Genomic DNA, 25,763 nt, shown 5'->3' on the forward strand with positions numbered 1-25,763 from the left:
CGTTCGCCGTCCCGAGGTCGGATCCAGTTCGGCGTCGGCCGCGGGTTCCGCTCCGCGCCGCGCCCTCAGGCCGCATCGTGCCACCCGGTGCCTGCCCAGCGCAGGCGAGCTGCACCCAATCGGGCCCAATCCGACCCCTGGCGAATTCGGGTGGCTCATACGACCGGCGCATATTCCCAGCGCACAGCCACGGACCCGGTACTCCAGGGGCGTGCGGCGATCACCCTCACGCCCCCGCGCACAGCACCGCGCCGCGGTCCGCGAGAATGGGCCCATGCGTGCTGTGGCTCAGGTAGTGACCGAAGCGAAGGTGACCGTCGACGGGGAGGTGGTGGGCTCGATCCTCGGCCCGGGGCTGTGCGTCCTGGTCGGGGTGACCCATGAGGACACCCCGGAGCAGGCGGCGCTGCTGGCCCGCAAACTGTGGTCGCTGAGGGTGCTGGAGGGTGAGAAGTCCTGCTCCGACCTGGCCGCCCCGCTGCTGGTGATCAGCCAGTTCACCCTCTACGGCGACGCCCGCAAGGGCCGCCGCCCCACCTGGAACGCCGCCGCGCCGGGCCCGGTGGCCGAGCCGCTGGTGGACGAGGTGGTGGCGCAGCTGCGGGCGCTCGGCGCGACCGTGGAGACCGGCCGCTTCGGCGCGGACATGAAGGTGTCGCTGGTCAACGACGGCCCGTTCACCGTGCTGCTGGAGTTCTGACCACCGCACCCGACAACAACCCCTACTGCGGGACGATGACGTCCTGGGTCGCCGGGACGGTGCCGGCCACCAGCTCGGCGTCCACCGGCACATTGCGCTTGACCAGGGCCAGCGCCACCGGCCCCAGCTCGTAGTGCCGGACCGAGGAGGTCACGAAGCCCACCGGACGGCCGCCCGGACCGTCCGCCGCGACCCGCACCTCGGCACCGTGCGGAGGCAGCACCTCCATGCTGCCGTCCAGGTGCAGGAAGACCAGCCGGCGCGGGGGCCGGCCCAGGTTGTTCACCCGGGCCACCGTCTCCTGGCCCCGGTAGCAGCCCTTGTCCAGGTGCACGGCGGTGCCCAGCCAGCCCAGCTCGTGCGGAATGGTGCGGTGGTCGGTCTCGAAGCCGAGCCGCGGCCGGTGCCCCTCGATCCGCAGCGCCTCGTACGCCCAGAGCCCGGCCGGGGCTCCGTATCCGGCGGTGGCGGCGGCCAGCTCGGCCCGCGGCAGGAACAGGTCGCGCCCGTGCGCCAGCTCGCGGACGGCGGCGGCCTCGGCGGCGGTGGCGGTGTGGCCGGCCGGGAGGTGCACCACGGCGTAGTCGGCGGTCGCGTCGGCGATCTCGACCTGGCTGAAGAACTTCATCTTCTCCAGGTACGCCACCAGTTCCCCGGTAGTCCCCGGCTCGACGTGGATCCAGGTGGTCGCGCCGTCGTCCACCAGGTAGAGCGCGTGCTCGACATGGCCGTTCGGGCTGAGGACCAGCGCGTCCGCGGCCTGCTGCGGGGGCAGCTGGCTGACGTGCTGGGTCAGCAGCAGGTGCAGCCAGGTCAGCCGCTCCGGGCCGCTGACGGTGATCACACCGCGGTGCGACAGGTCCACGAAGCCGCGGCCCGCGGCCAGCTCGCGCTGCTCCCGGAACAGCTCGCCGTAGTGGGCGGCGACCGGGGCGTCGATCCCGTCCCCGGCGACCGCGCCGCGCAGGGAGAGCAGGGGGCTGGCGGATACGGTCGTCGTCGCGGTCACGTGGCGTCCTTGCTGGAGCAGTCGGCGCACCGGCCGAAGATGGCGAAGTGCTTCACATCAGTCTCGAAACCGTGCGCGGCCCTCAGGGATTCCACGAACGGGGCCGCGAGCCCCACATCGGTCTCGGTGACCTTGTCGCAGTCGCGGCAGACCAGGTGCATGTGCTGGTGCCGGTCGGCCAGGTGGTAGGTGGGCGCGCCGTGGCCGAGATGGGCGTGCGAGACCAGCTGGAGCTCCTCCAGCAGGTCGAGGGTCCGGTAGACCGTGGAGATGTTGACCCCGGTCGCGGTGCGGCGGACCTCGGTGAGGATGTCGTCGGGGGTCGCGTGCCCCAGCGCATCCACGGCCTGGAGCACCAGTTGGCGCTGCGGCGTGAGCCGGTAGCCGCGCGCCCTCAGATCGGTCTGCCAGTCGGTGTCGCTCACCACGCCGCCCCTCTGCACGCGGAAGTCCCGCACCCCCGAGTCTAGGGCGGTGCGGGACTCTTGCGGACTCCGGCCGGGTTCGGGCTTCGCCGGCTCAGCGGAAGAAGGCGATGCCGTCGTCCGGGAGGTCGTTGATGTCCTGAATGAGCTGGGCCGGGCTGAGCACCTTCTTCAGCTGCCCCGACATGTACGGACGCAGCGGAACCTCCGGGGCCGACTTCTCGCCGACCCACATCAGCTCGCCGCTGACCAGCCCGTACAGCCGCTTGCCGCCGCTGTACGGCGGTGCGCCCTCGATCCGGGCGACCGCGTCGGTGACCAGCTCGATCTGCGGCTTGCCGTCGGCCAGCTCGCCATACCAGATCTCGACGGTGCCGTCGTCGCGGACCGAGGAGACCTCGATCTCACGGGCGCCGGTGTTGCCGTGCGGGTTGCCGGTGACCCGCCAGAAGCCGGACTCGCTCTCCAGCGGGCGGACCTTCTCGCCCCCGGCGTCCAGCACCCAGCTGCGCGAGCGGAACTCGACGAACGGCCGGCCGTCGTGCCGGAAGACGATCTCCTGGCCGAAGTTGCACTTCTCCGAGCCCGGGAAGTCGTGCACGCCCGCGCCTTCCCAGGTGCCGAGCAGGAAGGCCAGCGAGATGACGTCCTTGTGCAGGCCCGACGGGATCTCGATCATCTCAGCGCTGGCCCTGGTAGAGCTTCTTCACCGAGAAGTAGGCGAACCAGAGAACGGCGACGGTCATGATGCCCAGCAGGACATCGAAGAATGTGACGAGCATGGAGCCTGCTCCTCTAGTGACGCGGACGGTGGGGCTGCTGCTGAGTCTAATCTGCGATCAGCGGCGGCTCATGGTGAGGCCCGCCACTGCCGCCGCTGCCGTCACCGCAAGGGCCGCGACTGCATAGGCTGACGGTATGTCGAAGAAGCTGGTCATCAAGGTCACCGCGGGGGCGGACGCGCCGGAGCGCTGCTCACAGGCTTTCACCGTGGCGGCGGTCGCGGTCGCGAGCGGGGTGGAGGTGTCGCTCTGGCTGACCGGGGAGTCCGCCTGGTTCGCGCTGCCGGGGCGCGCGGCGGAGTTCGAGCTCCCGCACGCCGCGCCGCTGCCGGAACTGCTGGACGCGCTGCTCGCCGGGGGGCAGGTCACCCTGTGCACCCAGTGCGCAGCCCGGCGCGGGATCGTCCAGGCGGACGTGCTGGACGGGGTCCGGATCGCCGGGGCCCAGGTGTTCGTCAGCGAGATCGTGGCAGACGGGGTGCAAGCGCTGGTCTACTGACTCACTGGTCTACTGACTTATTCGTCCCACCATCGGTCGTCCGGACCTTTTCGGTTGGCGACGATCGCGGCGACCGGCGGGATGAACATGGCCACCAGGCTCATCGCCACGGCGGCGGGGACGGACCAGAGCCGGACCACGTTCCACGCCAGCACGATGAGAACCAGGCAGATGCCCATCAGCACGAAGTAGGAACGCCGGCGTCTCGACTGCATACGTCGAGGGTAGTTCCGGCAGCGGTGGAACGACGAAGCCCCGCTCGGTGATCACCGGGCGGGGCTTCGAGGAAACGCTTGCCGATCAGACGGCGATGGCGACCTCGGCCACCGAGCCCTGCTGGGCGGAGACGACACGGTCCACCGTCGCGCCGGGCACGAGGGCGCGGAGCGTCCAGGTGCCGGGGGCGGCGAAGAAGCGGAACTGGCCGGTCGCCGAGGTGGGCACCTCGGCGGTGAACTCGCCGCCCTCGTCCAGCAGACGGACGTAGCCGTTGACCGGCTCGCCGTCGCGGGTCACCGAGCCCTGGATGATGGTCTCGCTCGCCACGTCAACTCCTGCCAGATCGGGGCCGCCGGCCTTCGCACCACACATGTGCGGTCTCCTTCGGGTCGGGCTGCCCTGGGTTCGGTACAGCCGGTTGTGCTGCTGGATGGGACGGTGGATCAGTTGGAGCCGAGCTCGATCGGCACGCCGACCAGGCTGCCGTACTCGGTCCACGAGCCGTCGTAGTTCTTGACGTTGGTCTGGCCGAGCAGCTGGTGCAGCACGAACCAGGTGAGCGCGGAGCGCTCGCCGATGCGGCAGTAGGCGATGGTGTCCTGGGCCAGGTCCACGCCCTCCTCCTCGTAGAGGGCCTTCAGGTCCTCGTCCGACTTGAAGGTGCCGTCGTCGTTGGCGTTCTTGGACCACGGGATGTTGCGGGCGCTCGGCACGTGGCCGGGACGCTGCGACTGCTCCTGCGGAAGGTGCGCCGGGGCGAGCAGGCGGCCGGAGAACTCGTCGGGCGAGCGGACGTCGACCAGGTTCTTGGCACCGATCGCGGCGACCACGTCGTCACGGAAGGCGCGGATGGACGCGTCCTGGGCCTTGGCCTTGTACTCGGTCGCGGCACGGGCCGGGACCTCGGCGCCGTCGACCAGGTCGCGGGAGTCGAGCTCCCACTTCTTGCGGCCGCCGTCGAGCAGGCGGACGTCCTGGTGGCCGTACAGCTTGAAGTACCAGAAGGCGTAGGAGGCGAACCAGTTGTTGTTGCCGCCGTAGAGGACGACGGTGTCGTCGTTGGCGATGCCCTTGGCGGACAGCAGCGCCTCGAAGCCGGCCTGGTCGATGAAGTCGCGGCGGACCGGGTCCTGGAGGTCCTTCTTCCAGTCGATCCGGACCGCGTTGCGGATGTGGTTCTTGTCGTACGCGGCGGTGTCCTCGTCGACCTCGACGATGACGACCTTCGGGGTGTCCAGGTTGTCCTGGACCCAGTCGGCGCTTACCAGGACGTCACTGCGGCTCATGGGGATTCTCCATCCGGGGCAGGTGCGGAAGGCGTGCCGCGCGGGCATGCGTCCAGAGGGGAGTCCGGATCGTGGGACGCGCGGCAGTGGTCTGCGAGAGGTGCAATGCGAGGGGGGTGGGCTACGACGAGCCCAGCGGCCTGCGGGCGAGATGCCGCCCTGTCAGCGCATTCGACAGAGGCAGGCAGACACACGGCACAGGTCTACCGCCCGCCGCTTGGTGAGATCCGCCTGTCGCTTCATGGTGTCGATGCTAGGGAACGATGGCGGCGCTGTCATTGATGTCTTGAATGGCGAGACGAAACCATCCGTATGGTGATACTTCGAGTATCGACACCCTGCGGGAGTGGTGCCTGGGCGACAGCGGGGGTGGCACGGAGTGACCGCGAACCGATCCGCGAGACGGGCGTGGACAGCCTGTCTCGCGGATCGGGACGGCGGGGTCGGGCGGCGGCGGTCGGCCGCCGGTCGGCCGCCGGTCGGCCGCCGTCAGTTGCTGTTGCTGAGCGAGACGTCGGTCCCCGAGACCTGCACGGTGACGCCGTCAGGACCGGCCTGCACGCTGTTGAGCTTCAGCCCCGCCGGCAGTCCGGCGATCTGCAGCTTGGGCTGCAGGAAGGAGGCGACCAGGTCGCCGACCCCCGGGGCGACGCCGGTGATCCCGCTGAGGTTGTTCAGGCTGATCTCGGTGCCGTCCACCACGCTCACATCGGCCCTGCCGGAGACGTTCTGCGCACCCAGGACCGGGAGGTCGACCTTCCCGGAGACCTTCACCTTGCCGGGGGCGCCGCCGTAGGCGACGACCGTGTGGTTGGGCAGGGCGTTGGTGAGGTCGCTGTAGGAGATCAGCGCGCTGCCGGTGCCGCTGCCGGCGACGATCCCGGTGTAGTTGCCGGTGACCCGCACGTCCTTGCCGTCGATGGCGAAGTTCTGCAGCCGGAGGTTGGGGCCGCCCTTGCCGTCGTTGACCGTCAGCTCCGGTGAGGTCACCTTCACCTCGTCGAACTTGGAGCTCAGCAGCTGGGTCAGGAAGGGGAACCCTTCGATGCTGACCTTGGGCTTCTCCGGCAGGTTCCGGGAGGTCTGCATCTTGGTCGCCGCCTCGCTCTCGGCGAAGTGGAGGGCGATCCGGTCCGCTGCCACGAACAGTCCGAACAGGACCAGTAGGACGATGAGCAGGCGACGTGCGGCGCGCATGGGGTTCCCCTCCGACGGTGACGGTTCCTCGCGGTAGCTGGGACTCCGGGAGGAGCCCGGCGGTTCTCCTGCCCGGACAAGTGTTCGTTCAGCCCGCGAGCAGGTGACCTACCAGGAAGACCGCCGGGGCGGCACAGGCGAGCGGCAGCACCACACCGGCGGTGAGGTGGACGAAGCGGGACGGGAAGTCGTACGCCGCGACCCGGCGCCCGACCAGCGCGCAGACGCCCGCGGCGAGCCCGAGCGCCAGTCCGCCGCCGAGGCCGACCCCGCTGAGCACCCCGAGCAGGGCCCCGACGACCAGTCCGGCGACCCCGCCCGCGGCGAAGTCGAGCTTCGCCGGGAGCATCGGCAGCGCCGACACCGCGGTGGCGACCCCGGCCGAGAGCGCACCGACCACGACCACCGCGCCGGTGGACCAGCCGTGGTGGCTGAGCGTCCCCGCCGCGAGGAAGCTGCCGGCCAGCACGGTCATCACCGTCGCCGAGGCACTGACGGTGAGGGCGTAGAAGCGCTCGTCGGGGTTGCTCGGCCGGAAGATCTGCAGGATCAGCACCAGCAGGAAGAACCCGCCGAGGGTTCCCGCCAGCACCGCCGGAGCGGTGCCGCCGGCCGCGGCCAGCGCGGCGGCGTCGGCGGTGAAGCCGCCCAGCGCGGCCAGCGCGATGCCCTGCCGGGCCGGCCACATCCCGTTCAGCCGGAACCAGCCGGCCGCGGTGACCGCCTGCAGCAGCAGCACCGGGACGACCAGCCCGAAGCGTCCCAGCAGCGCGGCGAGCGCGAGCAGGACCGCGAGGGCGAGGGTGGCGGCGGCGGGCTGGATGCCGGGGTCGATGATCGGCGAGCCGGTACGGGCCGCGGGGGCGGCGGGGGCCGCGAACGCCGCGGGTGCGCCGGGTGCGGCGGTAGCTGCGGTCGCGAAAGGCTGTGCGGGGGCCTGCTGGCCGGGTGCGACCGGGCCGGTGGGCCGGGCCGCGGCGAAGGCCTCGCGGAGCGAGCCGCCGGGGGGCTGCTGGTCCAGTTGCGGCGGGGGCGGGGGCGCGAAGGACCCGGCCGGGCCGGTGGGCTGCGCGGCGGCGAAGGTCTCCCGGAGGGAGGACGGCGCGGCGTAGGCGACCGGGGCGTCGGTCCAGCCGGTGGCCCCGGGCGCGAGGGGCTCCGCCTGGAGCTGCTGCTGGGGCTGGGCCTGGAGCTGCTGCTGCGGGGGGTAGGGCGGGTACGCCTGCGGCGGGGGTGCGGCGTAGCCGGAGGGGACCGGGGGGAGCATCGCGGTCTGCTCAGCATCGGCCCAGTTGGGCTGCGGCTGGGCCTGCTGGGCCGGGTACTGCGGTGCCTGCGGCTGAGCCGGGTACTGCTGCGCGGCGTACTGCGGGGCCTGCGGCTGCTGGCCCTGCTGCGGGGGTGTGGCGTAGCCGGGCTGCTCGGGGCCGGCCCAACCGGGCTGCGGCTGCTGCATCTGCTGCTGGGGCTGCCAGGCGGGGGGCGGGGCCGGGGTGCCGGCCTGGGCGGGCTGCTGGGTCCAGTGCTCGGGCCAGGCCGGGTCGGCAGGCTGGCCCTGGCCCTGCTGCGGCGGAAGCGGCGGGAGCGGGACCTCGGTGGTGGCGTACTTCTCATGGATCTGGCTGAAGTGGGAGCTCGGCGGCGGCTGCGCCTGGTCCCAACCCTGGCCCTGCGGCGGCTGCGTCTGGTCCCAGCCCTGGCCCTGCGGGGGAAGCGGCGGGACCGGGGGCAGCAGCGCCGTCGGCTCGGCATCCGCCCAACCGGGCTGCGGCTGCTGCGGATGGGGCTGCTGCTGTACCTGGTGCGGGTCCTCGGCCGGGAAGATCGGCGAACCCGAGTAGTTGTCGGACATGTTCCGGGTCACCCTCCAGCGAACGGCGGCAGGACCTCGACGGTGCCGCCCTGGGCCAGTTCCACCGTCGCGTGGTCGCGGGTGCCGACCGGGGCGCCGTCCACCAGGAACGAGCACAGGCCGAGCACCTGGGCGAAGCGCGGGCGGTCGGCGTGCAGCCGCCGGGCCGCGTCCAGCGCCTCGGCGAGCGTCGCCGCGCGGTAGGGCTCCTCACCGGTACCGGCCTCGGCCTTGGCCGCCGCCCAGTAGCGGATCACGCCCTCGTGCACCCGCGCTGTCTCTGTTTCCGTGGAACCTCGCATCGGCCCATCATGGCCTCCCCACCGCGGGTTCGTCACCGCGCCCTGGTCAGAGGGCCCTGCCAAGCCACTCGCCCACACGTTCGAGCAGGGCGTCGTCGGCGGCGTTCTCGGCGTGGCCGAAGCCCGGCTCGATCCACAGCTCGGCGGCGCCGTTCGGGGCGGCCGCCCGGTACAGCGAGCGCGGGTGGTCCAGCGGGAAGTAGGGGTCGCTGTCGCCGTGCACCACCAGCAGCGGGACCCGCAGCAGCGCCGCCGCCCGCACGGGCGGAAGCGGGACCTCCACCCAGTCGTTGGGGTCGATCCTGGTGTGCAGCCCGAGCCGGCCGACCACCCGTCCGAGCGGTTTCATCACCACCCAGTGCAGCCGCCGCATCGGCACCGTGCCCCGGTAGTACCAGCGGGCCGGGGCGCTGACCGAGGCCACCGCCCCTACGCCCCCGTAGAGCGCGGCGTGGCGGATCGCGACCGCGCCGCCCATGGAGAAGCCGACGGTGACGATCCGGCGGTAGCCCAGCGAACGGGCCCAGGACACCGCCGCCTCCAGGTCCAGCACCTCCAGATCGCCCACCGTGGAGCGGCCCTCGGAGCGTCCGTGGCCGCGGAAGGAGAAGGTCACCACGCCGGCCCTGGCGGACAGCACCTCGGCCGCGCGGCGCACCGCCGGACGCTCGACCGCGCCGCTGAAACCGTGTGCGACCACCACCGCCAGGGTCGCCCCGGCCTCGGCCGCAGGGCGGTGCTCGGCGTGGATCCCGACCCCGTCCCCGGTGATCAGCAGTGCCTCGGCGGGCGCACCCCACGGGCGCGCGCTCCCTCTGTTCCTGGTCAGACCCTTCGCGGCAGCGTCCATGTGGGCTATTCTCCTTCTCCAAGGGATCCGGGCAGAGTCGCCCCCGGATCCTTTTGTGCTTTGGAACGACCGGCACCACCACCAGCACGGTCCGCACAGCGTTGTGCGGCCGGCTGGATCAACGGGAGTCGCCGACCCCTCCGTCCCACCCGGAAAGGGGACCAACCGGGTATGAGTTCTCTGCTGCTGCTGACCAACGCCCTTCAGCCGTCCGCCGAAGTACTTCCCGCACTCGGGCTGCTGCTGCACAACGTGCGCGTGGCCCCCGCCGAGGGCTCCGCCCTGGTGGACACCCCCAGCGCCGACGTGATCCTGGTGGACGGACGCCGAGATCTTCCGCACATCCGCAGCCTCTGCCAGCTGCTGCGCTCGACCGGCCCCGGTGCGCCGGTGGTCCTGATCGTCACCGAGGGCGGCCTCGCCGCCGTCACCGCCGAGTGGGGCATCGACGACGTCCTGCTGGACACCGCGGGCCCGGCCGAGGTCGAGGCCAGGATCCGGCTCGCCACCGGCCGGATGCAGGTCATCCAGGACGACAGTCCGATGGAGATCCGCAACGGCGACCTCTCGGTCGACGAGGCCACCTACAGCGCCAAGCTCAAGGGCCGGGTCCTGGACCTGACCTTCAAGGAGTTCGAGCTGATCAAGTACCTCGCGCAGCACCCGGGCCGGGTCTTCACCCGGGCCCAGCTGCTGCAGGAGGTCTGGGGCTACGACTACTTCGGCGGCACCCGGACGGTGGACGTGCACGTCCGTCGGCTGCGCGCCAAGCTCGGCCCCGAGCACGAGCAGCTGATCGGCACCGTGCGCAACGTCGGCTACCGCTTCGTGGTGCCGGAGAAGGCCGAGAAGGGCGTCGTGCCCAGGCCCGGCGACAGCGCCGGGGCCACCACCGAGCCGGCCGAGGGCGACGCGGCCTCCAGTGCGGCCGCGGTCGAGGCGAACGTCGAGGTCTGAGGACCGGGCGCGGGGCAGGAGGCCGGGGGCTTCCGGGTTCCTGCCGCGCGCCCGGGCCGGTTCCGGCTGCCCGGTTCCGTGGTTTTGGACAGGTCCACCCCGCATCGTCTGTGCGCGTAGACTGCGGCCGTGCCCAAGGTGACCCGCGACGATGTGGCCAGGCTGGCAGGGACCTCGACCGCGGTCGTCAGCTACGTCATCAACAATGGCCCCCGCCCGGTCGCCCCGGCGACCCGCGAACGCGTGCTCGCGGCGATAGCCCAGCTCGGCTACCGCCCCAACAGCGTCGCCCAGGCGATGGCGAGCCGCCGTACCAACCTCATCGGCATGGTCGTGCCCGATGCCCGCCAGCCGTTCTTCGCGGAGCTCTCGCACGCGGTGGAACGGGTGGCCTCCGAGCGCGGCAAGATCGTGCTGATAGGGAACTCCGACTACGTCGGCGACCGCGAGATGCACTATGTGCGGGCCTTCCTCGGCATGCGGGTGGCCGGACTGATCCTGATCAGCCGCAGCGCCTCGCAGCAGGCCGCGCACGAGTTCGCCGCCCAGGACGACTCCCGTCTTGTGCTGCTGCACCTGCGCCCGGAGACCGCCGAGGACGTCGCGGTGGTCACCGACGACATCGGCGGCTCGGAGCTGGCCGTCACCCATCTGCTGGAACACGGCCACCCCTATGTGGCGTGCATCGGCGGCCCGGTCGAGGTGGCCGCGGCCGGCGACCCGGTGATCGACCACATCGAGGGCTGGCGCCGGGCCATGGCCGCGGCCGGCCTGTCCACCGAGGGCCGGCTGATCGACGCCCCCTTCGACCGCTACGGGGCGTACAACGTGGCGGTGGAGCTGCTGCGCTCCCCCGACCGCCCGCCGGCGATCTTCTGCTCCACCGACGACCAGGCGATCGGCGTGCTCAGGGCCGCCCGCGAGGTCGGCGTTCGGGTGCCGGAGGACCTGGCCGTGGCCGGCTTCGACGACATCCCCGAGGCCGCGTTCTGCGACCCGCCGCTGACCACCATCGCCTCCGACCGGGACGCGATGGCCCGGGCCGCGGTGGACCTGGTGCTGGACGACTCGCTGCTGGTGCCGGGCTCGGACACGCCGCGGGTGCGCCGATTCCCGAACCGCCTGGTCACCCGGCGTTCCTGCGGCTGCCCCGCAGACGGGTCAAAGCCGCTGTAGAGCGGCCGCTCATCTGCGGCTCCTGAGTCCGAAGATTCTTTCGTCGGGCTATGAGCTGGCTCTCAGTGGGCTCTCATGTTGCGGGCGGACCTTAATCACATGAGCGATACGCACCGGAATCCTGCAGGCGCCCCCGAGCCGGGCGCGTACCCCCACTACACCGAAGCGGCGGGCGCCGACAGCACCGCGCAGCTGCCCCCCATGCCGGGGCACGCCCCGACGGCGCACGAGCGGCCGATCGAGGGCACCGTCCTCCCCACGCCGTACCCGTACGGCAACGACCCCGGCTTCGGCGGCGGCGCGGGCGGCCCCGGCGAGCCCGGCGGCCCCGCGCACCACGCCGGTGAGCCCGCGCCGAAGAAGCGCAGCAAGCTGCGCCGCCCGATGGCGCTGGTCGCCGCGGTGGCCCTGGTCTCCGCGCTGGCCGGCGGGGTGGCCGGCGGCGTGATCAGCGCCGACCGGAGCACGCCCGGCAACTACAGCACCGCCGCCGTGGTCACCTCCGACTCCAAGAGCACCAGCAACACCGCCGCCATCGCCGCCGCGGTCTCCCCGGCCACCGTGCAGATCACGGTGACCTCGGGCAGCAGCGAGGACATCGGCACCGGCATCGTGCTGACCTCGACCGGCCAGATCCTGACCAACTTCCACGTGATCTCCTCCGCGGCCTCCGACAGCAGCGCCACCATCAAGGTGACCTTCAGCGACGGCAAGACCGCGACCGGCAGCATCGTCGGCACCGACTCCGGGCTCGACGTCGCGGTGATCAAGGCCGCCGGCGTCAGCGGGCTGAAGACCGCCTCGCTCGGCGACTCCGGCCAGGTGGCGATAGGCGACTCGGTCGTCGCCATCGGCAACCCCGACGGCCTCACCGGGACGGTCACCTCCGGCATCGTCAGCGCGCTGAACCGCAAGGTCACCGTGGACGTCAGCGAGAGCACCGTGCAGAGCAACGGCGGCTACGGCTACCCCAGCTGGCAGGGTGAGCAGGGCGGCGGCGGCCTGGGCGGCAGCGGCGGCTCCTCCAGCGGCTCGGGCGCGCAGACCGCGACCTACAGCGCGATCCAGACCGACGCCTCGCTCAACCCCGGCAACTCCGGCGGGCCGCTGCTCAACAGCTCCGGCCAGGTCATCGGCATCAACGCGTCGATGTACTCGTCCTCGGACTCCAGCAGCTCCGGCAGCCAGGCCGGAAGCGTGGGCCTTGGTTTCGCCATCCCGATCAACGCGGTGAAGGCGGTCCTGCCGCAGCTGCAGGCCGGGCACAGCGTCACCTCCTGACGCGTGGCGCGTCGTTGCCGGAGAATCGCGTAGGGATGCCATCGTGGCGTCCGTCCGCCACCGAGAAAAGCCGAGGAACATCCAGATGACTGCCGCAGCAGCCCAGCCAGGCGCCAATGAGCCCAATGGCACGGAGGAGGCGCTGGCCCGCGTGCTCGTCGTGGACGACGAGCCCGCCCTGCGGGACGCGCTGGAGAGCAGCCTCGCCTTCGAGGGCTACGAGGTGACCACCGCCTCCGACGGCCTGGAGGCGCTGGACGCGATCGCCGCGAACACCCCGGACCTGGTCCTGCTCGACATCATGATGCCGCGGCTGGACGGACTGACCACGGTCCGCCGGCTGCGGGCCCGGGGCGACTCCGTCCCGGTGCTGATGCTCACCGCCCGGGACGCGGTCGGCGACCGGGTCACCGGTCTCGACGTGGGCGCGGACGACTACCTCGCCAAGCCGTTCGAACTGGACGAGCTGCTGGCCCGGGTCCGGGCGCTGCTGCGGCGCAGCACGATCGTGGCGGCGGCCGGGCTCGGCAGCGCGGCCGAGGACGAGGTGCTCTCCTTCGAGGACCTCCGGATGAACACCACCACCCGCGAGGTCACCCGCGGCGGCCGGCAGGTCGAGCTGACCCGCACCGAGTACATGCTGCTGGAGATGTTCCTGGCGCACCCGCGCCAGGTGCTGACCCGGGAGCAGATCCTCAAGGCGGTCTGGGGCTTCGACTTCGAGCCGTCCTCCAACTCGCTGGACGTGTACGTGATGTACCTGCGCCGCAAGACCGAGGCCGGCGGGCAGTCCCGTCTGGTCCACACCGTGCGCGGCGTGGGCTACGCGCTCCGCGCGGGTGTGGGCACGTGAGCGGGGACGCTGCCCCCGCGGAGGTCAGACCGCAGCGGTTCGGCGGCTGGTTCAGCCGGATGTCGCTGCGCGGACGGCTGTCGATGCTCACCGCCGCGGCGGTGGCCGTGGTCATCGCGGCCTCGGCCCTGGCCTGCTTCTTCATCGTGAAGGACCAGCTCTACAGCCAGGTCGACAAGAGTCTGGCGAGCGTCCAGCCCCATGACATCGACTCGCAGGGGTACGTGTGCGCGACGACCCCGACCGCGGCCCTCGCTGAACTCACCGCCCGACAGAACTCCGCCGCCCAGCTCGGGGCCCAGAAGCAGTCGTCGCTGCGCTGGGACCTGCAGGTCTACCAGGGGCAGAGTTGTCTGCCCACCTCCGCGACCCGGGCCATCGTCGTCAATCAGTCCGACTACTCGCTGCAGGCCACCACCACCCGGTCCGGCAAGTACACCGACGGAACCTCTGCCCGGGTGCGCGTCGTGCCCATCGGAAACGGCAACGTCCTGTTCGTCGCCGTGCCGCTGAAGGCCACCGAGGACGCGCTGCGCGGGCTGCTGCTGGCGCTGGTGGCGGTCGCCGCCACCGGTGTGCTGGGCGCGGCCGGGGTCGGCCTGCTGGTGGCCCGGGCGGCGCTGAAGCCGGTGGACCGGCTCACCGAGGCGGTCGAGGAGATCGCCCGCACCCAGGAGCCCGGCACCACCATCGCCGTGTCCGGGAAGGACGAGATCGCCAGGCTGAGCGAGGCGTTCAACTCCATGAGCACTGCTCTCGCCAGCTCCCGGGACCGACAGTCGCAGCTGATCGCCGATGCCGGGCACGAGCTCCGCACCCCGCTGACCTCGCTGCGGACGAACGTCGACCTGCTGGTGCGCAGCGAGGAGACCGGACGGGCCCTGCCCGAGGCGACCCGGACTCGGATGATGGGCAATATGAAGGCCCAGATGGTGGAGCTCTCCACCCTCATCGTGGACCTGCTGGAGCTGTCCCGGCCGTCCCGTCCCAAGGGCTCCAAGCCCTTGGAGGTGCTGCCGCTGCACGACATCGTGGCCCGCGCGCTGGACCGGGCCCGGCTCCGCGGCCCGGGGCTGACCTTCGCCGTCGACCTGCGCCCCTGGTACGTCCGGGCGGACGCGCACGCGATGGAGCGGGCCGTGATCAACCTGCTCGACAACGCGGTGAAGTTCAGCCCGGCCGGCGGCGCCATCGACGTCCGGCTGCGGTTCGGCACGCTGACCGTGCGGGACCGGGGGCCCGGCATCCCGGCCGAGGACCTGCCGCATGTGTTCGACCGCTTCTGGCGCTCGCCGTCCGCCCGGCAGATGCCGGGTTCTGGCCTCGGCCTGGCGATCGTCGCGCAGACCGTCCGCGAGGCCGGCGGCGAGGTCTCGCTGGCCGCGGCCGAGCCGGGCCCGGACGGGGTGACCGGCGGGGCGCTGGCGACGGTGCAGCTGCCGGGCGCGCCCACGCCCCCGCCGCCGACGCCGCCGCAGGGCCCGCCGACGCCGACGCCCATGGTGACGCCGACCGAGACCGTGTCCAACATCTGACCGTGTCCGACATCTGATACGAACTGTCCCAACTGGCGGATGCCACGCCATCATGACCGCATCGTCCATCCGGATCTGCGGGGAGTCAGCCATGGGCAGCAGCAGTCAGCCGACAACAGGCACAGCACCGACGCCGGAGGCGACCGGCGGCAACCGGCGCTGGCTGATGCTGGCGCTCGGCACCGCCGCGCAGACCAGCTCCTTCGCCTTCGTCTACGGGCTGCCGTACCTGATCCCGACCCTGCGCCGGACCGAGGGCCTGGACCTGACCCGGGCCGGGGTGCTGGTCGCCTGCCCCACCGTGGGCCTGCTGCTGGCGCTGTACGCCTGGGGCGCCGCCACCGACCGCTACGGCGAGCGGGTGGTGCTGGCCACCGGGCTGGGGCTGTCGACGCTGGCCCTGGCCGGGGCGCTGCTGGTGCACGGGCTGGTGCCGCTGGGGCTGATGTTCGCGCTGGCGGGAGCAGCCGGGGCCTCGGTGTCCGCGGCGAGCGGGCGGGTGGTGCTGGGCTGGTTCGCCCCGGAGCAGCGCGGCCTGGCGATGGGCATCCGGCAGACCTCGACCCCGCTGGGACTACTGGTGGCGGCCGTCTCGATGCCCCCGCTGGCGGCGGCCTACGGGCTGCACGGCGCGCTGGTGTTCGTCACCGTGCTGAGCGGGGTGATGGCGGTCCTGGTGGCCGCGCTGGTGGTGGATCCGCCCCGGCGCCCGCGACCGGCCCCGGCGGCGCCAAGCCGGCCTCCCCGTACCGCGGCGCGTCCACGCTGTGGCGGATCCACGGCTCGGCCGCGCTGCTGGTCTGGCCGCAGTTCACGGTCGGGGCGTTCGGCCTGGTCTTCCTGACCGACGTACGGCACTGGTCGCCGGTCGCGGCCGGGCAGCTGATGGCCGTCGGCCAGGGGCTGGCCGCGGCCTGCCGGATCGGCGCGGGCCGCTGGTCCGACGCGGTCGGCAGCAGGCTGCGGCCGATGCGGGTGCTGGCGGTGGCGGTCGGCACGCTGTCGCTGCTACTGGCCGCATTCGCCCAGTGGTGGCCGTCCGCAGCCTCGGTGGTGGTGCTGATCGCCCTGTGCGGGCTCTCCGCCAGCACCAACGGGCTGTCCTTCACCTCCGTCGCCGAGCTGGCCGGACCGCACTGGGCCGGGCGGGCGCTGGGGGTCCAGAACATCGGCCAGAACCTCACCGCCTCGCTGGCCCCGCCGATCGTCGGCGCGATCATCACCTCGGCCGGCTACGGCACCGCCTTCGCCTGCGCGTCCGGCTGCGCCCTCGCCGCGATCGCCGTCATCCCCGCCGACGCCGCCTGACCCGCCCGCGCGCCGCCCGATACCCCTCGACGCCGCCTGAACGACCGCGCGTACGACCCTCGCTCGGACGTATCGTCGGTGCCATGGATGCAGTCGTGGTGGTGGGGTCGGTGGACGGCGGACAGCGGGCCGAGGTGGAGGCGCTGCTGGAGGCCTCGGCCAAGGCGGACGGCAAGAACGCCGTGTCGGAGCAGGGACGACTGGCCCTGCGCGGGCCGCGCGAGGGAGTGCATCATCTGCTGCAGTACGACGGCGGCGCACTCGTCGGCTACGGGCAGGTGGATGCCGGCGGGACGGCCGAGCTGGTGGTGGATCCGGCCCGGCGCGGCGAGGGCTTCGGGCGCGGCCTTGTCGGCGCGGTGGTCTCGACCGGCGCGGAGCGGGTCTGGGCGCACGGCGGCCACCCCGCCGCCCGGCACCTGGCCGGGGCGCTGGGGATGGAGCTGGTCCGCGAGCTGCGGCAGATGCGCCGCCCGCTGCCGGTCGAGGACGTCCGCGCGGAGCTGCCGGAGGGCGTCACCCTGCGCACCTTCGTGCCCGGCGCCGACGAGGCCGAGTGGCTGGCGCTGAACGCCGCCGCCTTCGCGCACCACCCCGAGCAGGGCGGCTGGACCAGGACCGACCTGGAGGACCGGCTCGCCGAGCCCTGGTTCGACCCGGAGGGCTTCTTCCTGGCCGAGCGGGCCGGAAAGGACGGCGCCAAGCTGGTCGGCTTCCACTGGACCAAGGTGGAGCGCGACCTCGGAGAGGTGTACGTGGTCGGGGTCGCCCCGTCCGAGCAGGGCAGCGGCCTGGGCCGGGCGCTGACCGCGGTCGGCCTGCGGTACCTCGGCGAGGAGCGCGGGCTGCACACCGTACTGCTCTACGTGGACGCCGATAACCCGGCGGCAGTCCGGGTATATGAACGACTGGGTTTCACGGTGTACGAGGTGGACCTGATGTATCGAACCGTGCACACAGGGTGACCTGCCCTGAGCCGTCCGCCTCAGCTTTCCTGCAGGCCACCCTGTATTTACCTTGAGTTCAGACGCCGTTGCAAAGATCACGAAATGCAACCCGCAGGGACCATGACAGCACCGGAAGACCCCCTGCAGGAGGAGCCGCCCGCCATGACCGCCGCACCCGTTCCCGGACCAGTCGCCGTACCCGTCCCCGTGCCCGCCAATGTCACCGTCCTGCTGCCCGACACCGGGGTCGAGGACGCCGCCGAGGAGGAGCTGCCGCAGGGCCGCTTCCTGGACCGCGAGCGCAGTTGGCTGGCCTTCAACGAGCGGGTGCTCGAACTCGCCGAGGATCCGGAGACCCCGCTGCTGGAGCGGGTCAAGTTCCTGGCGATCTTCGGCAGCAACCTGGACGAGTTCTTCATGGTCAGGGTGGCCGGGCTGAAGCGGCGGATCGCCACCGGCGTGGCCCAGCGCTCCGCCGCCGGGCTGCAGCCGCGCGAGGTGCTGGAGAAGATATGGACCCGTTCGCGTGAGCTGATGGCCCGCCACGCCGCCTGCTTCCATCAGGACCTGCTGCCCGAGCTGGCCGCCGAGGGGATCGAGCTGGTCCGCTGGAGCGAGCTCGGCGACAAGGAGCAGGGCCGGCTGCTGACCCTGTTCCGGCAGAAGATCTTCCCGGTGCTGACCCCGCTGGCGGTCGACCCGGCGCACCCGTTCCCGTACATCTCCGGCCTCTCGCTGAACCTGGCGGTGGTGGTCCGCAACCCGTCCAGCGGCCACAAGCACTTCGCCCGGGTGAAGGTGCCGCAGTCGCTGAGCCGCTTCCTGGAGGCCTCGCCCGAGCGCTACGTCCCGCTGGAGGACGTGATGGGCGCGCATCTGGAGGAGCTGTTCCCGGGCATGGAGGTGCTGGAGCACCATGCCTTCCGGGTGACCCGCAACGAGGACCTGGAGGTGGAGGAGGACGACACCGAGAACATCCTCAAGGCGCTGGAGAAGGAGCTGATGCGGCGCCGCTTCGGGCCGCCGGTGCGGCTGGAGGTCGAGGAGTCCATCGACCCGTACGTGCTGGACCTGCTGATCCGCGAGCTGAACATCACCGAGTCCGAGGTCTATCCGCTGCCCGGGCCGCTCGACCTGACCGGTCTGTTCGCCATCGCCGGTCTCGACCGTCCGGAGCTGAAGTACCCGCCGTTCGTGGCGAGCACCGCGCGCGGGCTCTCCGACGTGGAGTCGGCCTCGCAGCCGGACATCTTCGCCGCGGTCCGCGAGCGGGACGTGCTGCTGCACCACCCCTACGACAGCTTCTCCACCTCGGTCACCGCGTTCCTGGAGCAGGCCGCCAACGACCCCGACGTGCTCGCGATCAAGCAGACCCTCTACCGGACCTCGGGCGACTCGCCGATCGTGGACGCCCTGATCGACGCCGCCGAGTCCGGCAAGCAGGTGCTGGTGCTGGTCGAGATCAAGGCGCGGTTCGACGAGCAGGCCAACATCAAGTGGGCCCGCAAGCTGGAGGAGGCCGGCTGCCACGTGGTCTACGGCCTGGTCGGGCTGAAGACGCACAGCAAGCTGTCGCTGGTGGTCCGCCAGGAGGGCGACACCCTGCGCCGCTACGCCCATGTCGGCACCGGCAACTACCACCCCAAGACCGCGCGGATGTACGAGGACCTGGGCGTGCTCACCGCCGACCCGCAGGTCGGCGCGGACCTCTCCGACCTGTTCAACCGGCTCTCCGGCTACTCCCGCCGGGAGTCCTACCGCCGGCTGCTGGTCGCCCCGCGCTCGCTGCGGCAGGGCCTGGTCTCCCGGATCCACGACGAGATCGCGCACCACCGCGCCGGACGCCCGGCCCGGATCCAGTTCAAGGTCAACTCCATCGTGGACGAGGGCGTCATCGACGCCCTCTACCGGGCCTCCCAGGCGGGAGTCCCGGTGGACATCTGGGTCCGCGGCATCTGCGCGGTCCGGCCCGGCGTCCCCGGACTCTCCGAGAACATCAGGGTGCGCAGCATCCTCGGCCGCTTCCTGGAGCACTCCAGGATCTTCGCCTTCGGCAACGGCGGCGACCCCGAGGTGTGGATCGGCAGCGCCGACATGATGCACCGCAACCTGGACCGGCGGATCGAGGCGCTGCTCCGGGTCACCGACCCGGGCCACCGGGCCGAACTCGCCGGACTGCTGGAGCTCGGCACCGCCGACGACACCTCGTCCTGGCACCTGGGCCCCGACGGCGCCTGGACCAGGCACTCGCACGACGCCGAGGGCAGACCGCTGCGCAATGTGCAGGAGCTGCTGATCGAGTCGCGGCGCCGCAAGCGCAGCACCGGTGGCTGGAGCCAGAGTGGCTCGACCGCCTAGCAGGACCACCGGCCCCGCGGCCGGCACCGGCCTCGGGGCCACGACCGGCCTCGGAGCCAGGACCGCGGCGGCCGCCAACGACGACAACGGGGAATTACGCACCATGACCGACGCACCCCTCGCTACGCAGGCCCCGCCGGGCGGCGACGGGCTGCTCGACGACAGCAGGACTGCCGCCGAGGCGCTCGCGGCCCACCTCGCCACCGAGGCGGGCAGCTTCCTCCGCGAGCTGCCCTCGGTGGACCTGCACACCCTGCGCCGGGTCGGCGCGGCGCTGCACACCTTCGAGTCGCTGCTGGACCCCGGCTGGTCGCTGGAGCTGCGCGAGGAGCTGAGCCGCCTCGGCGGCCTGCTCGGCCAGGAACGGGCTTACGGACGCCGACTGGCCCGGCTGCTCGGCAGCCTGGACTCGCTCACCTGCGCGGACGCCGGGGGCGCGGGTACGGGCGCCGGAGCCGAGCACCGCACCGCGGGCCCGGTGCCGCAGCAGCGGGAGGCGGAGGGGCTGCTGGCCCGGCACCCCGGCGCGCCCAAGGCCCGGGCGCTGCTGGAGCGCCAGCTCACCCTGGGCCGCTCCCGGGCCCACACCACCGCACTGCAGGAACTCGGCTCGGCCCGGTTCCACGCCCTGGCCGACCGGATGACCCTGCTGGTCTCCGACCTGCCGCTGCGCCCCGGCGCCGAGCAGGTCCCGGCGGGCGCGCTGCTCCCCTGCGCGAGCGCGGAGGCCGACACCCTGGTCGCGGCGGTGACGGCGCTGCCGCTGGACCGCGCGGCCGTCGCGTACACCGGCGACATGCTGCACGACCCCGGCGACGACCAGCGCTGGCAGCAGGTCCGGGTGCTGGTGCTGCGCACCCAGTACGCGCTGGAGGTCTGCGCCCCGCTGGCCGGCGCCCGGGCCACCCGTCCGGCGGCGGCCCTGGCCGACCTGGCCCGGATCCTGGCCCGCCACCGCGACGCCGCCGAGGCCGCCGAGGCCGCCGCGCTGGCCGCCCTGACCCCGCGGATAACCCCCGCCACCGCCTACGTCCTCGGCGTGGTCCATGCTGATCAACGACTGGAGGTCGAAGCCGCACGCCACGCCTTCAGCAGCACCTGGCCCGACCTCGACCACTCCGGACGGCTGACCGACGCATGGCTGACGAATCGCTGAAGAACGACGACCTGATCCGCGCCGCCGGAGTGGTCTTGTGGCGGCCGGGGCGTTCCGGGGGGCCGGAGCTGGCGTTGATCCATCGGCCGAAGTGGGGCGACTGGACCTTTCCCAAGGGGAAGCTGGAGGTCGGCGAGCGGCATCGGGACGCGGCGCGGCGAGAGGCCTGGGAGGAGACCGGGATGCTGGTCGAGCTGCGCTTCAAGCTGCCGACCCAGCGCTACGAGGTCAAGGGGCGGCCCAAGCGGGTGCGCTACTGGGCCGCGGTCCGGGTCGGCGGGGCCTTCGCGGCCAACCGCGAGGTGGACCGGCTGGTCTGGCTGCCGGCCGCGGCCGCCCGCGAGCGGCTGAGCTACGGGCACGACCAGGAGCTGGTGGACGCCCTGCTCGCCGCGTCGGCCCAGCTCGCCGCCGACCCGTCCTGACGCCGCGTCAGCACGGTCCTTCTTAACCACGCCGTGTTGCCGCCGTGGCGAAACCGTTACTACCGCACGGCGTATCCCGACGTCCGTCCCAGGTTCACCCTCCGTTCATTTGTGCTGGCCCGTCACTTCACCTCCCCCGCCTAACGTCCTGTTTGTCGAAGGCCGCAGGGCCCTCGAACCACAGCGAAGCCCCAGGTCAGCGGTGCCCCTCACGGGAGCCCCGAACCGGCGGGCCCCCAGAAAGGGACACCAAGTGAAGCTCCAGCGGAACGGCCGCACCAAGGCCCTCGCCATCGGCGCCGTGGCGGTCGTCAGCTCGCTGACGCTCGCGGCGTGCGGCTCCGACAACAACACCCCGGCGGCCAGCACCAGCACCTCCGCCGCGGCCGGCACCAGCGCGAGCGCCGCCGGCGCCGACTGCGGCAGCGGCCAACTGCTGGGCGCGGGTTCCACCGCCCAGGCCAACGCGGTCACCCAGTGGGTCAAGGACTTCCAGGCCAAGTGCCCCGGCGTGACGGTCAACTACAACGCCAACGGCTCCGGCGCGGGCATCACCAGCTTCGAGTCCGGCAAGGTCGCCTTCGCCGGCTCCGACGCCGCGCTGAAGGACGCCGACGTGACGGCCACCAAGGCCGCCTGCCCCGGTGGCCAGGGCATCGACCTGCCGATGATCGGCGGCCCCATCGCCATCGGCTACAACCTCCCCGGCGTGACCGGCCTGATCCTCGACGCGCCCACCCTGGCGAAGATCTTCAACGGCAAGATCACCAAGTGGAACGACCCGGCCATCAAGGCGCTGAACCCGAGCGCCACGCTGCCCGGCCTGGCGATCCAGACCTTCCACCGCGTGGACGGCTCGGGCACCACCGCCAACTTCACCGCCTACCTGGCGGCCACCGCGGCCTCGGACTTCCCCTACGAGGCCAACAAGCTGTGGCCGGCCAAGTCGGGCCAGTCCGCGAACGGCTCCGCCGGTCTCGCCGCCCAGGTGAAGAAGGTGGCCGGCTCGATCTCCTACTTCGAGCTGTCCTACGCCACCGCCGGCAACATCTCCACCGCGAAGATCGCGACCGGCGCCACCGCCCCGGTCGACGCCACCGCCGCCAACGCCTCGGCCGCCGCGGCCGACGCCCCGGTCGTGGGCACCGGCGCCGACCTGGCGCTCAAGCTCAACTACGCCACCAAGGCCGACAACGCCTACCCGATCATCCTGGTGACCTACGAGATCGCCTGCGACAAGGGCAACAAGGCCGCCACGCTGCCCGCCCTGAAGGCCTTCCTCAACTACACCGTCAGCGACGCCGGACAGCAGTCCGTCTCCTCGCTCGGCTACTTCCCGCTGCCGGCCGCCCTGGCCACCAAGGTCAAGGCCGGCATCGCCGCCCTCGGCTAGGACCCACCGGTCCACCGCAGCAGCCAGCTGCAGAGCCGCACGACTCGGCGCCGTCCGGTCCCGCCCTCGGGGGGAGAGCGGGACCGGACGGCGCCGGTACTCCCCCCAGCCAGTCCGGTGCACCGCCGCCAGGCGACGTCCGTCCGACGCCGCCATCAGACCGGAGAAGTCATGGACATACCCGACACGGCACCTCCCCAGGACGTGCCAGCCGCCGAGGACCTCCTCGGCTCCCCCGCCGACGCTCCCCGCGAACCCCGGCGGGGCTCTGCCGCGTCCAAGCTCAGCGGAAAGGGCTCGTCCCGCCTCGGCGACCTGCTCTTCGCGGGCTCCTCGCGCGGGTCCGGCATCCTGCTGCTGGTGATCATGGCCGCGATCGCGGTCTTCCTCACCATCCGCGCGGTGGTCGCGATCCACGCCGACACCGGCAACTTCCTCACCACCTTCGACTGGAACACCCAGCTCGGCACGCCGCCGAGCTTCGGCATCGCACTGCTCGCCTTCGGCACGGTGGTGAGCGCGCTGATCGCCATGGTGCTCGCGGTGCCGGTGTCGATCGGGGTGGCCCTGTTCATCTCGCACTACGCGCCGCGCCGGATGGCCCAGGTGCTGGGCTACGTGGTGGACCTGCTGGCCGCCGTCCCCAGCATCGTCTACGGGCTCTGGGGCGCACTGTTCCTGGTGCCGCACATGCTCGGGGTGAACGCCTGGCTGAACCAGTACTTCGGCTGGACCTACATCTTCGGCGAGGGCGACCAGGTCGGCACCCAGCCGCGCAGCCTGTTCAGCGTGGGCGTGCTGCTGGCGATCATGATCCTGCCGATCGTCACCGCGGTGACCCGTGAGATCTTCCTCCAGGTCCCCCGGATGTACGAGGAGGCGGCCCTGGCGCTGGGCGCCACCCGCTGGGAGGTCATCCGCACCTCCGTTCTGCCCTTCGCCCGCTCCGGCATCGTCAGCGCCTCGATGCTCGGCCTCGGCCGGGCCCTCGGCGAGACCATGGCCGTGGCCACCGTGCTCTCCTCCAACCTGGTGTTCAGCCTGCACCTCACCAGCCCGGGCGGCAGCACCATCGCGCAGAACATCGCCACCCAGTTCGGCGAGGCGCAGGGCGTCGGCCGCGACGCGCTGATCGCCTCCGGGCTGGTGCTCTTCCTGATCACCCTGCTGGTCAACGGTGGTGCTCGACTGATCATCGCCCGTCGCAAGGAATACTCGGGGGCGAACGCCTGATGAGCACCACCACCTCCTCCCCGACCTGGCTCCGCGCCCCGCCCCGCTGTCGGGCTCGCTGGTCGAGCGCCGGCTGCCGCGCTGGGCGCCGGCCGCCACCGTCCTCGGCGCCGCGGTCCTGGCCGTGGCCCTGGGCCTGGGCTTCGACATCAGCAGCAAGCTGCAGTGGGCGCTGATGGCCGCGATCTTCTTCGTCGGCGGCCAGCACCTGCTCGCCCGGCTGGTCGAAGGACCCCGCCAGGCGAAGAACGGCCTGATCAGCAGCCTGGTCTGGGTGGCCTTCCTGCTGGCACTGCTGCCGTTGGTCGGCCTGCTGTACTACACCGTCTCCAAGGGCATCGGCGTCATCAATGTCGACTTCCTGACCCACTCGATGAACGGGATCGCCTCCAACCAGACCGGCGGCGGGCTCTACCACGCCCTGATCGCCACCCTGGAGCAGGTCGGCATCGCCACCCTGTTCGCCGCGCCGATCGGCATCCTCACCGCCGTCTACCTGGTCGAGTACGGGGCCGGACGGCCGCTGGCCAAGGCGGTCAGCTTCTTCGTCGACGTGATGACCGGCGTGCCCTCGATCGTGGCCGGCCTGTTCATCCTGACCTTCTGGATCGTGGTCCTGAACCAGAGCTACACCGGCTTCGCCGGCAGCCTGGCGCTGATGATCCTGATGCTGCCGGTCGTGGTCCGCTCCACCGAGGAGATGCTCAAGCTCGTCCCCAACGAGCTGCGCGAGGCCAGCCTGGCCCTGGGCGTGCCGAAGTGGCTGACCATCATCCGGATCGTGCTGCCGACCGCCATCGGCGGCATCACCACCGGCGTCATGCTGGCCATCGCCCGCATCATCGGCGAGACCGCACCGATGCTGATGCTGGTGTTCGGCACGGATCTGATCAACACCAACCCCTTCAAGGACCCGCAGTCCTCCCTGCCGCTGTACGTCTACCAGCAGTACGGGAACGGGACCGACGCCTCCGAGGCCCGGGCCTGGGGCGGCGCGCTGGTGCTGATCGCCCTGGTCATGCTGCTGAACCTGGTCGCCCGCGGGATCGCCCGCTGGAAGGCCCCGAAGGCTTCGCGCTGACGCGCACCGGCCACCCACAGACTTCACGACAGGAAACAGACATCATGGCCAAGCGCATCGACGTCAGCGGGCTGAACGCCTACTACGGAAGCTTCCGGGCGGTCGAGGACATCTCGATGACCGTCGAACCCCGCTCGGTGACGGCCTTCATCGGCCCCTCCGGCTGCGGCAAGTCCACCTTCCTCCGCACCCTCAACCGGATGCACGAGGTCGTCCCCGGCGCCCGGGTCGAGGGCAAGGTGCTGCTCGACAACGAGGACCTCTACGGCAGCGGGGTCGACCCGGTGGCCGTGCGCCGCACGGTCGGCATGGTCTTCCAGCGCCCCAACCCGTTCCCCACCATGTCCATCAAGGAGAACGTGGCGGCGGGCCTCAAGCTCAACGGGGTGCGCAACAAGAAGCTGATCGACGAGGCCGTGGAGCGCTCACTGGTCGGCGCCAACCTCTGGAACGAGGTCAAGGACCGGCTCGACCGTCCGGGGGCCGGCCTCTCCGGCGGCCAGCAGCAGCGGCTCTGCATCGCCCGCGCCATCGCGGTCGAGCCCCAGGTGCTGCTGATGGACGAGCCCTGCTCCGCGCTGGACCCGATCTCCACCCTCGCCATCGAGGACCTGATCGGCACCCTCAAGGAGCAGTTCACCATCGTCATCGTGACCCACAACATGCAGCAGGCGGCCCGGGTCAGCGACCGCACCGCGTTCTTCAACCTCTCGGCGGTGGGCCAGCCGGGCCGGCTGATCGAGATCGACGCCACCGAGAAGATCTTCTCCAACCCGTCGGTCCAGGCCACCGAGGACTACATCTCCGGCCGCTTCGGCTGAGCCGTCGAACCGGCCGCACGAACTGCTCCGCGGCGCTGCTAGGCGGTGCCGCCGCGGAGCAACAGGAAGGGCCCGCCCCGGTCTGGTACCGGGAGCGGGCCCTTCATCTGTCAGTAGC

General features: G+C 71.9%; 26 protein-coding genes and 1 pseudogene. 16 read left to right on the plus strand and 11 right to left on the minus strand.

Features of this window, described 5'->3' with window-relative positions:
• Positions 1-274: 274 nt before the first annotated feature.
• Positions 275-700, plus strand: a complete 426-nt coding sequence (gene dtd / locus ACXKR8_RS22350; RefSeq protein ID WP_458274652.1) for a D-aminoacyl-tRNA deacylase — start codon at positions 275-277, stop codon at positions 698-700.
• Positions 701-722: 22 nt separating this feature from the next.
• Here dtd and ygfZ read toward each other — a convergent pair whose 3' ends face one another.
• The 3 genes from ygfZ to ACXKR8_RS22365 form a co-directional block, all read right to left on the minus strand.
• Positions 723-1,709: a CAF17-like 4Fe-4S cluster assembly/insertion protein YgfZ gene (gene ygfZ, locus ACXKR8_RS22355; RefSeq protein WP_458274653.1), complete on the minus strand. Its 987-nt coding sequence runs from the start codon at positions 1,707-1,709 to the stop codon at positions 723-725.
• A complete protein-coding gene (locus ACXKR8_RS22360) occupies positions 1,706-2,134 on the minus strand; it encodes a Fur family transcriptional regulator (RefSeq protein WP_458274654.1) in 429 nt (142 codons plus the stop codon). Before ACXKR8_RS22360 ends, ygfZ begins: the two co-directional genes overlap by 4 nt.
• A 94-nt stretch (positions 2,135-2,228) precedes the next feature.
• The gene (locus ACXKR8_RS22365) at positions 2,229-2,813 is read right to left on the minus strand and encodes a heme-binding beta-barrel domain-containing protein (protein WP_458274655.1); all 585 of its coding nucleotides are present in this window, start codon (positions 2,811-2,813) and stop codon (positions 2,229-2,231) included.
• A 239-nt stretch (positions 2,814-3,052) separates the two neighbouring features.
• Here ACXKR8_RS22365 and ACXKR8_RS22370 point away from each other — a divergent pair, with 239 nt between their 5' ends.
• Positions 3,053-3,415, plus strand: a complete 363-nt coding sequence (locus ACXKR8_RS22370; RefSeq protein ID WP_458274656.1) for a DsrE family protein — start codon at positions 3,053-3,055, stop codon at positions 3,413-3,415.
• 17 nt (positions 3,416-3,432) lie between these two features.
• Here the strand turns inward: ACXKR8_RS22370 and ACXKR8_RS22375 are convergent, their stop codons facing one another.
• From ACXKR8_RS22375 to ACXKR8_RS22410, 8 genes are all read right to left on the minus strand, one after another.
• Positions 3,433-3,630, minus strand: coding sequence for a DUF3099 domain-containing protein (locus tag ACXKR8_RS22375; RefSeq protein ID WP_458274657.1), 198 nt, complete (start codon positions 3,628-3,630; stop codon positions 3,433-3,435).
• Positions 3,631-3,715: 85 nt separating this feature from the next.
• Positions 3,716-4,006, minus strand: a complete 291-nt coding sequence (locus ACXKR8_RS22380; RefSeq protein ID WP_458274658.1) for a DUF1416 domain-containing protein — start codon at positions 4,004-4,006, stop codon at positions 3,716-3,718.
• Between the two features lie 71 nt (positions 4,007-4,077).
• Positions 4,078-4,920, minus strand: a complete 843-nt coding sequence (locus ACXKR8_RS22385; protein WP_458274659.1) for a sulfurtransferase — start codon at positions 4,918-4,920, stop codon at positions 4,078-4,080.
• A gap of 162 nt (positions 4,921-5,082) precedes the next feature.
• The gene (locus tag ACXKR8_RS22390; RefSeq protein ID WP_458274660.1) at positions 5,083-5,199 is read right to left on the minus strand and encodes a putative leader peptide; all 117 of its coding nucleotides are present in this window, start codon (positions 5,197-5,199) and stop codon (positions 5,083-5,085) included.
• 210 nt (positions 5,200-5,409) lie between these two features.
• Positions 5,410-6,117, minus strand: coding sequence for an LmeA family phospholipid-binding protein (locus ACXKR8_RS22395; RefSeq protein ID WP_458274661.1), 708 nt, complete (start codon positions 6,115-6,117; stop codon positions 5,410-5,412).
• 88 nt (positions 6,118-6,205) lie between these two features.
• Positions 6,206-7,969 carry a hypothetical protein gene (locus tag ACXKR8_RS22400; RefSeq protein ID WP_458274662.1) on the minus strand — a complete coding sequence of 588 codons (1,764 nt, stop codon included), beginning with the start codon at positions 7,967-7,969 and terminating at the stop codon, positions 6,206-6,208.
• Between the two features lie 8 nt (positions 7,970-7,977).
• Entirely contained in the window at positions 7,978-8,271 is a 294-nt protein-coding gene (locus ACXKR8_RS22405) for a MoaD/ThiS family protein (RefSeq protein WP_458274663.1), read from the minus strand.
• Between the two features lie 46 nt (positions 8,272-8,317).
• Positions 8,318-9,121: an alpha/beta hydrolase gene (locus ACXKR8_RS22410; RefSeq protein WP_458274664.1), complete on the minus strand. Its 804-nt coding sequence runs from the start codon at positions 9,119-9,121 to the stop codon at positions 8,318-8,320.
• 171 nt (positions 9,122-9,292) lie between these two features.
• Between ACXKR8_RS22410 and ACXKR8_RS22415 the strand changes: the two genes are divergently transcribed.
• From ACXKR8_RS22415 to pstB, 14 genes and pseudogenes are all read left to right on the plus strand, one after another.
• Positions 9,293-10,078: a response regulator transcription factor gene (locus ACXKR8_RS22415; protein WP_458274665.1), complete on the plus strand. Its 786-nt coding sequence runs from the start codon at positions 9,293-9,295 to the stop codon at positions 10,076-10,078.
• Positions 10,079-10,207: 129 nt separating this feature from the next.
• Positions 10,208-11,254, plus strand: a complete 1,047-nt coding sequence (locus tag ACXKR8_RS22420; RefSeq protein ID WP_458274666.1) for a LacI family DNA-binding transcriptional regulator — start codon at positions 10,208-10,210, stop codon at positions 11,252-11,254.
• Between the two features lie 99 nt (positions 11,255-11,353).
• Positions 11,354-12,535, plus strand: a complete 1,182-nt coding sequence (locus ACXKR8_RS22425; RefSeq protein ID WP_458274667.1) for a S1C family serine protease — start codon at positions 11,354-11,356, stop codon at positions 12,533-12,535.
• An 85-nt stretch (positions 12,536-12,620) separates the two neighbouring features.
• Positions 12,621-13,388 carry a response regulator transcription factor gene (locus tag ACXKR8_RS22430; RefSeq protein ID WP_458274668.1) on the plus strand — a complete coding sequence of 256 codons (768 nt, stop codon included), beginning with the start codon at positions 12,621-12,623 and terminating at the stop codon, positions 13,386-13,388.
• Between the two features lie 59 nt (positions 13,389-13,447).
• The gene (locus ACXKR8_RS22435) at positions 13,448-14,923 is read left to right on the plus strand and encodes a sensor histidine kinase (RefSeq protein WP_458275055.1); all 1,476 of its coding nucleotides are present in this window, start codon (positions 13,448-13,450) and stop codon (positions 14,921-14,923) included.
• Between the two features lie 166 nt (positions 14,924-15,089).
• Positions 15,090-16,231: pseudogene (locus tag ACXKR8_RS22440) on the plus strand (MFS transporter).
• Positions 16,232-16,314: 83 nt separating this feature from the next.
• A complete protein-coding gene (gene mshD / locus ACXKR8_RS22445; protein WP_458274670.1) occupies positions 16,315-17,196 on the plus strand; it encodes a mycothiol synthase in 882 nt (293 codons plus the stop codon).
• A 144-nt stretch (positions 17,197-17,340) separates the two neighbouring features.
• Entirely contained in the window at positions 17,341-19,536 is a 2,196-nt protein-coding gene (locus ACXKR8_RS22450) for an RNA degradosome polyphosphate kinase (RefSeq protein ID WP_458274671.1), read from the plus strand.
• Complete coding sequence (locus ACXKR8_RS22455) at positions 19,520-20,692, plus strand: CHAD domain-containing protein (RefSeq protein ID WP_458274672.1); 1,173 nt, start codon at positions 19,520-19,522, stop codon at positions 20,690-20,692. Before ACXKR8_RS22450 ends, ACXKR8_RS22455 begins: the two co-directional genes overlap by 17 nt.
• Entirely contained in the window at positions 20,674-21,117 is a 444-nt protein-coding gene (locus ACXKR8_RS22460; RefSeq protein WP_462100640.1) for an NUDIX hydrolase, read from the plus strand. The genes ACXKR8_RS22455 and ACXKR8_RS22460 overlap by 19 nt, the downstream gene beginning before the upstream one ends.
• A 253-nt stretch (positions 21,118-21,370) precedes the next feature.
• Positions 21,371-22,510 carry a phosphate ABC transporter substrate-binding protein PstS gene (gene pstS, locus ACXKR8_RS22465; protein WP_458274674.1) on the plus strand — a complete coding sequence of 380 codons (1,140 nt, stop codon included), beginning with the start codon at positions 21,371-21,373 and terminating at the stop codon, positions 22,508-22,510.
• Between the two features lie 171 nt (positions 22,511-22,681).
• The gene (gene pstC / locus ACXKR8_RS22470) at positions 22,682-23,743 is read left to right on the plus strand and encodes a phosphate ABC transporter permease subunit PstC (protein WP_458274675.1); all 1,062 of its coding nucleotides are present in this window, start codon (positions 22,682-22,684) and stop codon (positions 23,741-23,743) included.
• A 124-nt stretch (positions 23,744-23,867) separates the two neighbouring features.
• Positions 23,868-24,824, plus strand: coding sequence for a phosphate ABC transporter permease PstA (gene pstA, locus ACXKR8_RS22475; protein WP_462100641.1), 957 nt, complete (start codon positions 23,868-23,870; stop codon positions 24,822-24,824).
• A 44-nt stretch (positions 24,825-24,868) separates the two neighbouring features.
• Positions 24,869-25,645 (plus strand): phosphate ABC transporter ATP-binding protein PstB, encoded by a 777-nt coding sequence (gene pstB, locus ACXKR8_RS22480; protein WP_458274677.1) that lies wholly within the window; start codon positions 24,869-24,871, stop codon positions 25,643-25,645.
• The last annotated feature ends 118 nt before the right edge of the window (positions 25,646-25,763 follow it).

Source organism: Streptacidiphilus sp. PAMC 29251 (genome assembly GCF_054208735.2).